7 protein-coding genes and 1 pseudogene are annotated in these 13709 nt (G+C 68.0%); 6 read left to right on the forward strand and 2 right to left on the reverse strand.

The features are described 5' to 3' along the window. Positions 1-41: 41 nt before the first annotated feature. Both FOF48_RS25640 and FOF48_RS25645 read right to left on the reverse strand, forming a co-directional pair. A pseudogene (locus FOF48_RS25640) lies at positions 42-383 on the reverse strand (RluA family pseudouridine synthase); the annotation flags it as partial. A gap of 521 nt (positions 384-904) precedes the next feature. Next, on the reverse strand, positions 905-2488 hold the full coding sequence (locus FOF48_RS25645; protein ID WP_143905556.1) for a CARDB domain-containing protein: 1584 nt from the start codon (positions 2486-2488) through the stop codon (positions 905-907). 645 nt (positions 2489-3133) lie between these two features. Between FOF48_RS25645 and FOF48_RS25650 the strand changes: the two genes are divergently transcribed. The 6 genes from FOF48_RS25650 to FOF48_RS25680 all read left to right on the forward strand — a co-directional run bounded on the left by FOF48_RS25650 (position 3134) and on the right by FOF48_RS25680 (position 11897). After that, on the forward strand, positions 3134-4507 hold the full coding sequence (locus tag FOF48_RS25650) for a hypothetical protein (protein WP_143905558.1): 1374 nt from the start codon (positions 3134-3136) through the stop codon (positions 4505-4507). A 696-nt stretch (positions 4508-5203) separates the two neighbouring features. Then, entirely contained in the window at positions 5204-6742 is a 1539-nt protein-coding gene (locus FOF48_RS25660) for a sensor histidine kinase (RefSeq protein WP_255442654.1), read from the forward strand. After that, positions 6739-8091 (forward strand): sigma-54 dependent transcriptional regulator, encoded by a 1353-nt coding sequence (locus tag FOF48_RS25665; protein WP_143905562.1) that lies wholly within the window; start codon positions 6739-6741, stop codon positions 8089-8091. The genes FOF48_RS25660 and FOF48_RS25665 overlap by 4 nt, the downstream gene beginning before the upstream one ends. Before the next feature lie 178 nt (positions 8092-8269). Continuing rightward, positions 8270-9841, forward strand: a complete 1572-nt coding sequence (locus tag FOF48_RS25670; protein ID WP_143905564.1) for a SulP family inorganic anion transporter — start codon at positions 8270-8272, stop codon at positions 9839-9841. Next, a complete protein-coding gene (locus tag FOF48_RS25675; RefSeq protein WP_143905566.1) occupies positions 9838-10536 on the forward strand; it encodes a carbonic anhydrase in 699 nt (232 codons plus the stop codon). Before FOF48_RS25670 ends, FOF48_RS25675 begins: the two co-directional genes overlap by 4 nt. A gap of 287 nt (positions 10537-10823) precedes the next feature. Further along, entirely contained in the window at positions 10824-11897 is a 1074-nt protein-coding gene (locus FOF48_RS25680; protein ID WP_143905568.1) for an energy transducer TonB, read from the forward strand. Positions 11898-13709 lie beyond the last annotated feature (1812 nt).

The raw sequence follows: 13709 nt of genomic DNA on the forward strand, positions 1-13709 counted from the left end.
CGCTAGAATGGATCCATGCAGGCGTGGGCCCTCCGGAATCCCTATGACCCTCGCAGCAACGCCAGCCCGCGCAGGAAGTCCTCTGGCAATGGCGACTCCACCTGGATGATCTGGCCCGTCGCGGAGGAAGGCACCTCCAGCCGCCACGCGTGTAGGGCCCGCCGTCCCACCGCGAGCGCCGCCGGATGCTTGCGCGCCTCCTCCGTGCCGTAGCGCGAATCCCCCAGCACCGGGAACCCGGCCTCCGACAGCTGCACGCGGATCTGGTGCGTGCGCCCCGTGTCCAGGTCGATGTCCAGCAGCGCCCCTTCGCGGAACCGCTCGCGCACCGTGAACGTCAGCGCCGCCCTCCGCGCGGAGGGCACGCGGGTGGTGAAGCGGCGCTTGCCTATACCTAGGGGCTTGGGGGGCTGCTGTTCATGGTGGATAGCGCGAGCAAGCACCCGACGGGTGGAGACCTTGTCCACGGGGTCATGCGGGTTTGCGGGGCCCGCGCGTCGGTCAATGCATTCTTTGTAAACTGTCTCAGGCGTCACCTTGAGATCATGAACAAGACCACCAGACCACCCGTGCCTACGGTCTGACGGTGCTGACCCTGGATGAATCCGGTGCGCGGCGAGCGCTGATCGAGCACCGGCTGGTGATGCGAAGCGCGGATCTCTTCAGGACGGGCGGCGCGGCCGAACCCGGTGGCGCCGCGCTCGGCGGCCCCAGGCCGGGCATGTCCGAGCCCGGTGGCGTCAAAGAAGCCCTCCTGCTTCGATCTCCGAGGGCGCTCCTCCCGGGCCGCCCTGCGCTGACAACACCTGACGGAGGCGCGGGCCGGGCGGGGCCGCGAACGCGTCCCCGCCTCCTTCTGGCGGCACGTGGCCCCCCCTGCCGCCATCGGCCGTGCGCCATCCGCTCAGGGGCTCACGGTGAAGGTCCGCGTGTAGCTGTTGTTCGCCTCGTTGCTCTCCTGGACGGTATTGCCATCATCCACGCGCATGGTGAGGGTGTAGGTGCCCGCGGGCAGGGGATTCAGCTGGATGTCCGTCACCCCCTGGCCCGACAGCGACAGGAGACCGGTGGAGGACGCGGTGACCAGGGAGCTGCCCTGCAGCGTGAGCAGGACGGTGAAGGGCCCCGCGTCGGCGTTGCCGAAGTTGGCCCAGGCCAGGTCGATGTAGACCGACTGGGCCGTCGTGATGACGGCGCTGTTCGTGCTCGTCCCGGGCTGGTTGGACACCACGATGGGCGCGGACCAGCCGGACGGCGTGAAGGGGGCCAGGTCGGGCAACGGGCAGGACGAGGTCACGATCCGCTGATTGCCCGGGTTGGAGGTGCCCACGCTCACCCAGGCCGCCGGTCCCGCGGTCACGTCCTCCAGGCTGTTCGACGTCCCCGAGCTCCGGCTCACCCACGACCCGGAGCCGGACGAACTCGCGATCTGTCCCCCCTGGCCGACGACGACCCAGACGCCATCCAGATACGCGCCACTGAACCAGGCCAGGGTGCTGGGCGTCGCATCCAGGGACCACGACTGCCCCGTGGTGGACTTGTAGAGCCTTCCATCCGAGGTGCCCGCCACGAACTGCCCCCCGCCGGAGGCGACGAACTTGAAGGTCGCGCCGGGCACGTAGGCGGCATAGGACCAGGTCGTCCCATTGGACGAGGAGTAGACGTCGCCCTCCTGGCCCGTCACGACGAACACGCCACTCCCGAACGCGACGCCACGGCTCGCGGTGGTCGCTCCCGACGCGGGGATGGAGTTGACGACGTTCCAGGAGAGCCCTCCGTCCGTCGACGCGATGATCAACGAGTACCAATGGAAGCTGGCGTCCAGGTAGGACCCCGTGACGACCCAGGCCCCGTTGCCATAGGCCACGTGGCCGAGCACGAAGCCCGAACCGAAGGACACGGTCCCCGTGACGGGCCCGCTCAACAGGGAGATGCGCCCTTCGGTTCCCACCGCGACGAAGGTCCCGTTCCCGTACGCCACGTCCAGATAGGAGAAGGGGCTTGAAGCGGTGGACAGGTCGCTCCAGGCCGTCCCATTGCCGGAGGTGAGGATCTCCCCGCTGTTTCCCACCGCCACATAGACGCCGTCGCCGTAGGCGACACCGCCCAGGATCCTCCCGGGCGCCACCTGCGGCTGAACGGCCCAGGCATTCGGCTGGCAGGCCGCGAGCGCCGCCAACGCCCGCTCAGCGGTGGGCGCCGAAGCGGTGACCCCCGTCAGGTCCACCGCCATTCCACGGGAGGTGACAAGCCTTGCCTCATCCCGCACGCGCAACGCCTGCTCCGACAGGCGTGACTGGGAGGGCGTTTCGACCTCGGCCGCGGAGCGCTCCAGGGCGGCTCGGGGCCACGCGGCCCACTCCGCGGGCGCCGTGCTCCGGGGCTCGCTCGCTGTGAGGTCGGGTTCGGCTCCGCAGCCCGCCAGGGAGATGACGGAGAGCAGCGATAGGATGGACAATCCATGACGTCGATAGGGAATAGAAGACATGGGGGCTTCTCCTGATAAGGGAAAGGGGCGGGTGGGAATTCAGACATGGGGGGCTTGGTAAGGGCAAGCCTGACTCCAGGCGTGGCAAGAAAAGCCCTCATTCCAAGACGGGGTCCGGCCTGACTTGGGAGCCCGGCCCCTTGGACAGGAGGACCGGTCGCGCCGGGTCCCCTCCCCCGGAACGTTCGAGGTGACACCTTCCGGTGGGGGCGCGGTGTTCCCTTCGCGCACCGCATCTATCGAGGGGAAATCACCATGTCTTTGTTCGTACCCGCGCAGGTTCCCGCCGAGCATCTCAGGGTGGCTCAGCGGCAAGCTGCTGGGGGTGACGCTCACAAGCCGCACCCACGCCCTGGGCCACGCGCTCGTGGGAAGCCTGCGCGCGGAGGTCCGCCAGTCATGCATTGCCCTCGCGGCCTGCGACGCTGGGCCCGGCACAGGGGCCACCCCTGCTGCGGCTTCTACGCGGACGCACCACCCAGGTCCTTCCCTGCGTGTCTTCCAGACGCGCTTGCGTCCCGAGAGGACCTGGATGCGCCTCGCTTGAAGCACCTCTCCCTCTCGTCACGAGCGGTACACGACATGCAACGGCTGCTGCACCACCGTTGCTGTCACATCGGTACCACGAGAGAGAGAAGACGACGCATGCTCTGCCAGTACTGCGAAACCGAACTAGCGAGTGAGGAAGACGGAACCTGCTGCACTGGCTGCGGCATGCCCCCCTCAGCCGCGGCAGCCGCTGCCAAGTCAGTCGAACAACAGATGGCCGCCGAGGCGCAGGGGGTCTCCAGCAAGGGCGGCACGGGTTCCCATTGCGACCACGGGTTCCGGCCTGACGACTGCCAGAAATGCAACCAGCCGACTCGCTGCCAACACAAGCAAGTGGCCCAGGATTGCGTCTCGTGCAAGCAAGCCGCGAACGCCAGTCACCTCAAGAGTCCGGCCGCCGCTCTTGGAGGGGTATCCGCCGCCGCTGCTGCTGGCGCCGCTGGCAATGGTGCCGCCGCTGCCGCCGCCGCCCAATCCGCGACGCCAGCGGCCCCTAAAAAGAACAATGAGGCGCGTCGGTTGCAGAGGAAGCTCGACGCCGCGAGAAAGGCGGAGGGTAAGAACAAGGCCCCTCCCGCTGCCGGAGCTGGGGCCGCCGCGAAAGACGGTGCTCCCGCAGCCGCAGCCGCGGCCGCGAGCAAGGCGCCCACCGGAAAAGGCACCGCAGGATATTCGAACACGTGGACCAAGGCGGATGAAGAACTCTACGCGTTCGTGGGACCGGAACTCAAAGTGAAAAAACAAGTCCTCCAGGCCATGCTCCAGAAATGGCAGAGCGCGCTGTCCCCCTTCCACAAAGCCGGACTCGAAACAGTCAAGGCAGAATGGGGCAGCAAATACAAAATCCAGATGGATACCCTCCTGGCGAAATGGATTGTGGATGACGCCAAGGCACCGCTAGGCGACGGGTCCCGTGCCAACGGCAGTTGGGCGGTGAAGCAGATCCGAGAGAATGCCAGACGGCTCGCGGAGGACCCCACCTTCAATACCCTCTTCCCGAGAGGGATTGGATCGCTGCACCACAAGGTCTCTCAAGCAACATTGAAGGCCTTGGCCCAGAAGCTCGAGACCGCGAAGGAAGAAGGCGAGCCGCTCCGTGTATTCCTGAGGTATATCCAGGCCCGGATCCGGCCCCATGCCGAAAAAACGGACTATGAAGAACTGCTGCTCAACCTCCCCGCGAACCTCGAGGTGGGCCCGCAAGCCGAGTTACGAACGGATGACCCTGGAGATGCATTCGACCCCAACCATGTCAAGCCTGGTACGCTGTCACCTCGGTCGAAGCAATTGTCAGAAGTCGACCGGCTTGTACGGAACAAGGACTTCCAATGGAAGCGCATCGCCGAGCTCCTCTTGGAAGCCGACAAGGCGCACCAGAAAATGCTCCTGGCCCTGAAAATCCGGGAGCTCCTCACCCCTCCAGTACCAGGTCGCTGGGACAAGGCTGGGGGCAAGTACACCAAGCAATGAAGTCGTGATTCGAGGTGCGCCGCGCTGCCAACCCTGGCTCACCGCCAGGCCGATGCCGCTGCCTTGGGGCTTGGTGGTGAAGAAGGGCACGAAGAGGTTACCCCTATCCACCAGCCCCGGCCCCTCGTTCCCCCAAGCAGGTGAGGAGGAGGCGAGAGCGGGAAAGGAGGCAGCTGCCAGAACGGAGCGGATGAAGCAGAGAACGCCGCGAGTGGACTTACGCCGAGTTGCTGAGGAGGACGTTCGACTTCGACGTGTTCGCCTGCGTGAAGTGGGCCGGCCTGTGCCCCGAGCGGCGGCACAGCCTCTGCTCCGGCCCGGCGCACAGCCCGCGGGGCACCCCCCAGCGGCCCTTCTTGGCCCCTCTTCACCAGCCCGCCCCCCTCAACACGGCTCCTCTCCGTCCTCTACTTGTCGGCCCTGGTAAGCGGTCACCCACTTCGCGGACGAGCCTTTCAACTCCAGCGCCACCTTCTGGGTGCGCTCGGAGTCATACAACGCCTGCTCGCAGCAGGGGCCTTCACCGCGGCCACACGGAGCGGGCCGAAATATGTTGAAGATGGGCACATGTCGCCGCCCCCGGCCCATCCCTCCCTGACCTCTCTCGTGCCTCCGCCGGGAGAGCTCCTCCGCACGCAGCAAAAAGCCGGCCGGTCCGCCGTGGTCGGGCTGATGCTCCTCTGGTGCGCCGCCTTCGTGAGTCCCTTCGTGACCTACCAGGCGGACGTGAAGGCGGCGGAGGGCGAGCTCCTCATCCACCTGTCGGACCGCGCGGGCCTCCAGGCCCAGGCGCTGGGCGCTCACCTCGGACTGCTGCGCTCGGAGCTGCAACGGCTCGCGGAGCACCCGTCGCTCAGACCCGAGGACGGAGTAGCAGGCCCCGAGCTGGCGCTCCTCGAGAATGCCTTCGGCCACACGTCGCTCTTCTCGGGGGGCGTCGCGCTGGTGTCCGCGACCGGCCAGCGCATCTGGAGCGACCCGGTGAACATGCCGCTCGGGCGCACAGCGCTCACCTCGCGCCCCTGGTTCCGGCGGATGATGGAGAAGCAGGCCGCCTCGGTGGGACTGGTGGACGAGGAAGGCGGAGGGCTCATCGCGGTCGCGGTCCCCATCGTGCGCGACGACCATGTCGTGGGCCTCCTCGTGGGTGAGCTCGCGACGGCGAGCGAGCTGCTGCCGCCCCATCGCGGGACGAACGAGTCCATGGTCGCCCTGCTCGGCGAGCGCGGCCGGCTCCTCCTCCCGGCGACGCCCCCTCCCCTCCTGCGTCAGGTGGATCTCGCCGCGCACCTTCGCCCGCTGGTGGACGCTCCAGGGGCCGTCACGCTCGGAGGCGCGCGGTTCCTCGGCGCGGCGGCGCTCGTTCCCGGAACCGAGATGCTGCTCGTCGTGCTCGAGGACGAGGCGCGGGACCGCGCGCTGCTCAAGCGCCGCTACCTGGGCCAGCTCGGGACTCACACCGCGCTGCTCGGCGGAGTGCTCCTGCTCTTCACCGTGCTCCTGCGCCGCTCCTACCGTTCGCTGATGGCCGCCGAAGAACACCTGCGGCGCCAGGAGACGATGGCGGCGCTCGGCACGGCCTCCTCGCTCATCGCCCACGAGGTGAAGAACGCGCTCAACAGCATGCAGGCCGCGCTCAGCATGATTCGCGCGAAGGGAGGGGAGACGGCCCTGCCCGTCCAGGCGCTGCGTTCCCAGGCGGACCGGCTCGGACACCTCGCCCGCTCCCTGCTGAGCTTCGCCTCCCCCCAGTCCACGCAGCAGCGCAGCTGCGAGATGCACCTGCTCGTCCAGGACGCGCTTCAAGCCGTGAGGCTCCTGCCGGAAGCAGCGGATGTCGCCGTCGAGACCTCCTTGCAGGAGGGGCTCTTCGTGAAGGGGGATCCGACGCTGCTGGTCTCCGCGGTCGACAACCTCATCCGCAACGCCGTCGAAGCGGGCGCCGTGGCTCATGACACAGGACAGCAGCCGACGCCTCGCGTCGAAGTCCGGCTCCTGCGCGAAGGCGCGGAGGTGGTGCTCCTCGTGGAGGACAACGCAGGAGGCGTGCCCCCGGCCTTCGAGCCCAGGCTCTGGGAGCCCTTCGCGGTGGGCCGCTCGAGGGGCATCGGGCTTGGGCTTCCGATGGTGCGCACGGCCATCCGCGCGCATGATGGAGGAAGCGTTTCCGATACACGCGTGCCCGGAGGCAGCCGCTTCACGGTTCGCCTCCCGCTTGAGAAAATGGCTTCATGAGCACCTCCCTGCTGCTCGTCGATGACGACAGGACCTTCTCCTCGCTCGCGGCCTCCATGCTGAGCCAGGAGGGTTTTCGCGTCCGGGTCGCGCGCTCACTGCATGAGACCCGCGTCGCGCTCGCCGCCGAGGCGCCAGACCTGGTGCTGCTGGACCGCAGGCTGCCGGACGGAGATGGGCTCGACTTCCTGCCCGAGCTGCGCGCCCAGCTTCCGGCGACCATCGTGCTGATGGTGACCGCGCACGGCGACATCGAGAGCGCGGTCGAAGCCATCCGCGCGGGTGCCCGCGACTACCTGAGCAAGCCGGTCGAGATCGACGACCTGGTGATGCGCGCACGCCGCGCGGCGAGCGACCTCCAGCTCCAGGAACGGCTGCGTCAGGCCGAGAGCGTCCTTGAAGGACGGCATCGGATGGCGGAGCCCCGCTCGCCGGCGATGCAGCGGACGCTCGTGATGCTGGAGCGGATCGCCACCACGCCGCGCAGCCCCGTCCTCCTGCTCGGGGAGACCGGGACCGGGAAGGCGGTGCTCGCCCGCCACCTCCACGCCCTGCGCCAGAAGCAGGGAGCCTTCGTGCAGATCAACTGCGCCGCGCTTCCGGACACGATGATGGAGAGCGAGCTCTTCGGACACGAGCGCGGCGCCTTCACGGACGCGAAGACGGCCAGGCGCGGGCTCGTGGAGCTCGCGAACGACGGGCTCCTCTTTCTCGACGAGGTGGGTGAGCTGCCGCTCGCGCTCCAGGCCAAGCTGCTCACGTTCCTCGACAAGGGGGCCTTCCGGCGGCTCGGCGGGATGACGGAACTCACGAGCACCGCCCGCATCGTGGCGGCCACCAACAAGGACCTCGAAGCGGAGGTCGCCGCCGGGCGCTTTCGCGAGGACCTCCTCTTCCGGCTGAGCGTGTTCCGGGTGGACGTCCCCCCCTTGCGTGAGCGCCGTGAGGACGTGCTGCCGCTCGCACGGACGCTCGTGCAGGAGCTCAGCTCGGAGCTCGGCCGGCGCCCGGTCCCCTTCTCACCCGCCGCGGAGGAGCGCCTGCTGAGCTATCCCTTCCCCGGCAACGTCCGGGAGCTGCGCAACGTGCTCGAGCGGGCGCTCGTGCTCGAGGGCGGGCCCACGCTCGAGCTCCAGGCGCTCGCCAAGGGGGGCGGCGCGCAGGCCCCGATCGACCCCAACGCGTTCTTCGTGTCGGGCCCACCCCGGCCGCTCGATGAAGTGGAGCGGCTCTACGTCCGGCACGTGCTCGAGCAGCTCGGAGGCAGGCGCGTGGAGGCGGCCCGCGCACTGGGTCTGTCCTACCCGACCTTCCTCCGCCGCATGGAGGAGAGCCCGCCCTCGGAGTGAAGGAATTTAAAATTCGTTCATCGCCCGGACCGACGGATTCACGTTTCTTTCATCGCCCGGTCTGGAAGCGCCACGCCCCCGACGGGAGGGGCCCGGGGCGGTCTGGCACAACGCTTGCGTAGCCCCCTGTCACGTCGAGCCCCGGTTGCGGCCCGGCGGATGACAGGGAGCGCGTGCAATGACTTCGGATGTAAAGGCTGCAGAGGCGAAGCCGTCGTTGAAGGCGATTCTCGCTTCGGATTTGCCAGCTTCGCTGGTGGTGTTCCTGGTGGCCCTGCCCCTCTGCATGGGCATCGCGCTCGCCTCTGGAGCGCCCATCATGGCGGGACTCATTGCCGGCGTCGTGGGAGGCCTGGTGGTGGGCTTCCTGGGCGGCGTGCCGCTGCTCGTGAGCGGCCCCGCGGCGGGCCTCGCGGTGATGGTCTTCGGCTTCATCCAGCAGCTGGGCTTCGCCGTGACGTGCGCGGCGGTGGCGGCGGCGGGACTCGTGCAGGTGGCGCTCGGCGGCCTGAAGGTCGCGCGCTCGGCGCTGGCCATCTCGCCGGCCGTGATCCACGGGATGCTCGCGGGTATCGGCATCCTCATCGTGCTGGGGCAGGTGCACATCGTTCTCGGTGGCTCTCCGCAGAGCAATGCCTGGAACAACCTGCGTGAGCTGCCCGGGCAGATCCTCAACCTTCATGGAGCGGCCACGCTGCTGGGCCTGCTGACGCTGGGAGTCCTCATCGCGTGGGGGTTCCTGCCGAACGGGCGGCTGAAGAAGGTCCCGGGGCCGCTGGTGGCGGTCGTGGGCGGGACCGTGGTCGCGGCGGTGATGAACGCGGACGTGGCGCGGGTGCAGCTGGCGGCGGATGCGCTGGCGGCCATCAAGCTGCCGTCCCTTCCGGAGGGCTCCATGTGGGGCGCCTTCTTCGTCGCCGTGTTCTCCCTCGCCCTCGTGGCGAGCGCCGAATCGCTCCTGAGCGCGGTGGCGACCGACAAGCTCCACACGGGCCCGCGGGCGAACCTGGACCGCGAGCTGCTCGCGCAGGGCGTGGCGAACACCGTCTCCGGTCTGCTCGGCGGCCTGCCCATCACCGGCGTCATCGTGCGCAGCGCGGCGAACATCAACGCCGGCGCGAAGACGCGCTGGTCGGCGGTGCTCCATGCGGTGTGGATGCTCGCCTTCATCACCCTGCTGGGGCGCCTGGCGGCGTACGTGCCCCTGACGGTGCTCGCCGGCCTGCTCGTGCACGTGGGCATGAAGCTCGTGAACCTGGCCCACATCCGGGAGCTGCGGCACCGCGGTGAGCTGCCCGTGTACCTCATCACCGTGTTCGGCGTCGTGGGCATCAACCTGCTCGCGGGCATCGGTCTGGGACTCGGCGCGGCCATCCTCCGGCTCCTGTGGCAGCTGGGCCAGGTGCGCGTGGAGATCCGCGCCGCCAATGGCATTCATCAGGTCTGCATCAGCGGAGCGCTGACGTTCGTCGGGGTGCCGAAGCTGTCGACGGCGCTCGCGAAGGTCCCCGCGGGCTCCCGGGTGGAGGTGGACGTGGCGGTGAACACGCTCGACCACTCCGGCTTCGAGGCGCTCGAGAGCTGGGCGGACACGTATCGCAAGACGGGCGGCACCGTGACCATGGAGCCGCTCGAGGACGTCTGGACCCGGCGCAGCGCGCGTGCGGGCCCGGCGCCGGGCTCCGCGGCGCCAACCCCTTCCTCCCCCGTTCATCACGTTTCGACTCTCTCTCCCGGAGGTGTGCAGTGAAGAAGCTCATCAGAGGCCTGCTCGATTTCCAGCGTCACACGCTGCCCTCGTACCGCGCGACCTTCGCGAGGCTCGCGAAGGGGCAATCCCCTGACTGCCTCTTCATCAGCTGCTCGGACAGCCGCGTGGTGCCGAACCTGCTCGTCTCCACGGACCCGGGCGACCTCTTCACCGTGCGCAACGTGGGAAACCTGGTCCCGTCGGCCACGCCCGGCGGTCAGCCCTCGGCGGACCGCGGAGAGGCGGCGGCCATCGAGTTCTCCCTGGGCTTCCTGCCCATCGAGGACGTCGTGGTCTGCGGCCACTCGGGCTGCGGCGCGATGAAGGCCATCCTGGCCGGCGGCGCCGTGGACGGCGCTCCGAACCTCGAGAAGTGGCTCGCGCACGGAGCGCCCTCGCTCAAGAAGCTGCGTGAGAACAACTCCCAGGTGGGCGAGGGGCTGCCCGACGCGGATCGCCTCTCCCAGCTGAACGTCCTCGAGCAGCTCGAGCACCTGAAGACCTACCCCATCGTGCGCGACCGGCTCGCGGCGGGGACGCTGCGGCTGCACGGCTGGTGGTTCGACATCGGGGCGGCGCAGGTCCACGCCTACCGGGCGGACCTCGGCCGCTTCGTGCCCATCGACGAGACCGAGGGCGACCGCCTCCTGACGTCGCTGTCTGACGAGCAGCCCGGGCTCCGCGCCGTCCAGTAAGGCGGCATCGAGGCAGGCCACGTCGAGCCTCGGCGAGCCCGCGTGCAGCGTGGGTCGCCGGGGCTTCGCTTCAACCCCCTGCCAGCCACCTTTCGCCCTCGGCGGCAGGGGCTGGCAAGGCGGCGAGCCGCTTCAGGGGCCCAGCGCCGTGATCGCCACGAAGCGCTGGACCTCCTCGGGCTCCGTTGCATGGAAGGTGATGGGAATGACGCAGCCTCGCGTCATCACGGCTTGCTCATGGACGCCTCATTCGTCCGGCACTGCCTCGTGGTCTAGAGTACGGACCCATGTGTTGGCGCTGGCTGTTCCTGTCCCTGGTACTTGGAGTCACCGGATGTGCCCATCCGGGCATCCCGACCCTGCCCGCGAGCCATGGGCATCTGATGTCCGTGATGGAGGACTTCCAGTCGAAGAGGGGCCTCCCGTCGACAGGGCTCTGGGACCTGTCGATAGGGGACGAGGCCCCGCCCGGGCCGCCGCCCAAACTGGATCCAGCGCAGGCGCCTCGCGTCTTCGAGGAGGCGGTCAAGACGCTGCGTGGTACCCCCGGAGAGGATGCCGTCCTCCGCGCATTCCAGGACGTCTCGGCCGCGTGCGCCGCGGAGCTCGCCGAAGCTTGCACGTTCGCGTCCGGGGCGCTCACCCGTCCGGAGCCGATCTCTCCGGCGGCCTTCAGGTATCCCGAGACGTTGGTCGAGCAAGGTGCGTTCGCATTCATGGTCTTCCAGTGCCACATCGACACGGATGGCCACGTGCGTGACTGCACGGTCGTGGAAGGGGCTCGGCTTCCCGGCATCGAGCAGAACCTCGCGGCGCTTCAGTCGGCGCGATACCGTCCCGCGACCCTCTCGGGGCATCCCATGAGGACTGACTACACCTTCTACGTGCGCTTCATCCCGAGCGGGCTCACGTTGACCCGGCAACAAGAACAGGACTGGGCCCGGCTGCGGGTGCGCCAGAATCCCGATAGCCGTTCGGCATGGCTCAACCTGGCCCGGAAGCTCGCGGAGCAGGCTCCAGGAGATCCGCTCTATCCCCAGGCCGTCGCCCGCACCTGGTTCCTGGCGCCCAGGAATGGGTGGGCGGCCATCGAGTCCGCGTGGCAGTTCGTGCAGTCAGGCCAGTATGCGCCGGCCCTCCGTGCGGTGCGTCCCTTCGTGCGACGCAGCCACAATCCCTATGTGCTGGAGACCGCCGCCGCCGCGCAGTTCGGGCTGAAGCAGTGCACCGCCGCACTGGCCGAACAACAGAAGGCCGTGGAGCTGCTGCCCGCGGAATGGCCCGCGCCCGAGAAGGAACGTTTCCAGGCCAGGCTCCAGGACTACCAGTCCGCCTGCGCCACGTCCCTGGCCGCTCCCTGACGCAATGTGCCCAGGCGGGTGCTTCGGGAACTGCCGCCTCCCGTTGGGCGCGAGCTTGGCACGGGCTCTGGGCCGAGGCCGGATCCTTCGTGCGCAGGAGCGCCGCGCACGGCCGCCGGGCTTCGGCCCGGCTTGGACGCTCAGCGGGCTGCCTCCGAAATCGCGGCCCGCAACTTCTCCGGCGCTCCCGGGTTCACAGGGGAGAAGTAGCGACAAGAGCGGCCACCGGGTCAAGGCCATCAACCTCACGGAGCAGGCCATCGCCTGCCGTGCGCGACGGCATCCCGTTCGACAACCCCCATTGAGCGCGCCCCGCGCCGCGGGTGCTCGATCCCGCGCGAACAGCTCTTCGAACGGCCTGCTGTCCTCGATGGCGCGGTTCGCGTCGCGCTGTCTTCACGGCGCGTGACAACGCCGTGTCAGCGTTCCCCGCAGCAGGTGAGGAGGAGGCGAGAGCGGGAAAGGAGGCAGCGGCCAGAACGGAGCGGATGAAGCAGAGAACGCCGCGAGTGGACGGGGCCGAATTGCTGAGGAGGACGTTCGACTTCGACGTGTTCGCCTGCGTGAAGTGTGGAGGCCGCAGGAGAGTGCGGGCATACCTGACGGCCCCCGGTGAGGGGCGCGCCATTCTGGAGCACCTGGCATTGCCCTCGCGGCCTGCCGTCTGGCTCGACCGCTTGGGCCGGCATGTGCCCCGAGCCGCAGCACAGCCTCTGCTCCGGCACGGCGCACAGCCCGCGGCCCCCTCCAGCGGCCCTTCTTGGCCCCTCTTCACCAGCCCGCCGCCCTCACCAGGGCTCCTCTCCGTCCTATACTTCCTATACTTTGGATCAACAATGCAGCGTGGCGTTGCTGGTCGTGATCAATGGGCCTCTACGCAAATCGGCTCGTCTGCGTCTTCAAGATGGAAGCACGACTGCCCGCCTGGGCAATCCGCGTCAGAAGAGCAAGGAACTTCACAGCTGTGAACTGCTCTGAAACGTCCTTTGTCTATCTGCCTGTGGACTGTCGTGATGCATTTACGACCCACAGGGCAATCGTCTGATCGCCTGCAAGACCCTTCGTCGAAGACGCCACTCGCATCAAGCAGAAGCGCTGAGCAGAGAAGAAAGACCAGTACAGCGCCTATGGACGCCGCCCTCCGCAGCCATTGCCGGTGGAATGCCATGATGACTCCTTCCAGCACTTCTCAACGGTGTCCTCAGTGTCGTCCCAGCCCGGGCTCCATTTGCCGAACGGGGTACCCCAGCCGTCCTTGGCGGAAGGCGCCGTGATGCCAATAGTCTGACACATATGGATGGCCTCGTGTATGAGCATTTGCGCGAGCTCTTCGGTATTGTCGAACGAATACCCTGGCACGGTCGTGTTTCCGCAGAGCCAACGTGCCAGCCCGAGTTGCGTCCGGTCCGGATTCAGGCCACCACGAATCCCGCCAGTCATGTCGAAGATGCGGGCGGTAGGTGGTGTCGACTCATCCAACCACGGGCAGATATCACACGGAAGAGCACATTTTGTGCAGCTTTGCTGGGAAGAGACTCCTCCGGATTCCTTTTGACATCCCGCCTTTACCTTTGCTCGTGCGAGTGCCTCACTCCAGTTCTTGCATTCGCCTTCAGGCCGGATGAACAGACCGGTCGGATCCGAGTTCCTTACTGGATTGTTCCCCGCATATGAGTACGCAGCCCAAGAACCCGACTTGGCATCAACAGCCATCATCGGCTCCGGCTGCAGGTATCCCCCTGTGTCAGGGAAGTTGTCGCCTCGGCTGAGCGGCCGGGATGACCACGCCCTGGGGGCGAGAGCAGGCAGGAC

The sequence above is a fragment of the Corallococcus sp. Z5C101001 genome (assembly GCF_007352635.1).
GTDB lineage: Bacteria > Myxococcota > Myxococcia > Myxococcales > Myxococcaceae > Corallococcus > Corallococcus silvisoli.